Source organism: Spiroplasma sp. ChiS (genome assembly GCF_002968355.1).
GTDB classification, from domain to species: Bacteria; Bacillota_I; Bacilli_A; order Mycoplasmatales; family Mycoplasmataceae; genus Spiroplasma; species Spiroplasma citri.
This window is the reverse complement of the sequence record NZ_PUUH01000187.1, coordinates 1-987: the sequence shown is the minus strand read 5'-3', so window position 1 is coordinate 987 and position 987 is coordinate 1. Positions and strand designations below refer to the sequence as shown.

The following is a 987-nucleotide window of genomic DNA, read 5'->3' as shown; positions in this document are numbered from 1 at the left end:
TTCGTAAAATATTAGATGAAGCATCAGTAAAATTACAAGCATAAAATAATTTTTCTGCTATATGATTTCATGTTTTATTAGTACCACGCCCCGCAGAAACAAACTTAAAAAAACTTGGTGAAGTAAAATAACGTGCATAACTATCCCCAACAAAGTCTTTAAATACTTCTCAGTCAAAACCAAAATTATAGTCACTAAAATTTAAATCATATTTTTTATTTAAATGTTCATAACTAGTAATTCGTTTTTTATTATTAATTTTAGTAAAGTCTTGCATTTTTTAGATATCCTCGCTTTCAAATTATGATAAAATAATAAAAATTATCAAATATCAAATTAAGTATTATTAATATCATTAATTCGTTTTTTATTATTAATTTTAGTAAAGTCTTGCATTTTTTAGATATCCTCGCTTTCAAATTATGATAAAATAATAAAAATTATCAAATATCAAATTAAGTATTATTAATATCATATTAAAAATATTTTTTAAAGATAGGGAAATAATAAGATGGAGTTAGAACAAAATTTGTTAGGAAATTATAAAAAAAATAAAACAATCGAGACACAAAATGAAGTTAAAAATTTATTAATTAATAGAGATAATGAGATATTTAAATTATATCAACAAGGACAAATATTACAAGGATATAAGGTAGTATCAAAATTACCAAAAACAATCAAAACAGAATAAAAATTTAAAAGATAAATATATTTATTTTATGGGTGATGGAAAACGATATAAAGATATTATGCAAATCGTTATCCTTTAGATGAAGAATTAGGATTAAAAAAATATGAAAGAATTGAAAAAAATTTAAAAGATAAATATATTTATTTTATGGGTGATGGAAAACGATATAAAGATATTATGCACACAACAGAAAATGCTAATATCAGTGAAAAAATAATATCTAATATTTTTAAAAAATCTGATTTAGAAAAAGTTGACTATATTAGCAACAAAAATAAGAATAAAATTAAAAT

General features: G+C 20.3%; 2 protein-coding genes. One reads left to right on the top strand and one right to left on the bottom strand.

Going from position 1 to position 987, the window contains the following annotated elements; genetic code table 4:
• The coding region (locus C6B38_RS05400; protein WP_146693324.1) for a hypothetical protein at nucleotides 1–277 on the bottom strand (277 nt) is incomplete at its 3' end.
• 234 nt (nucleotides 278–511) lie between these two features.
• Here C6B38_RS05400 and C6B38_RS05395 point away from each other — a divergent pair.
• Nucleotides 512–694, top strand: coding sequence for a hypothetical protein (locus tag C6B38_RS05395; protein ID WP_105298927.1), 183 nt, complete (start codon nucleotides 512–514; stop codon nucleotides 692–694).
• Nucleotides 695–987: the final 293 nt, after the last annotated feature.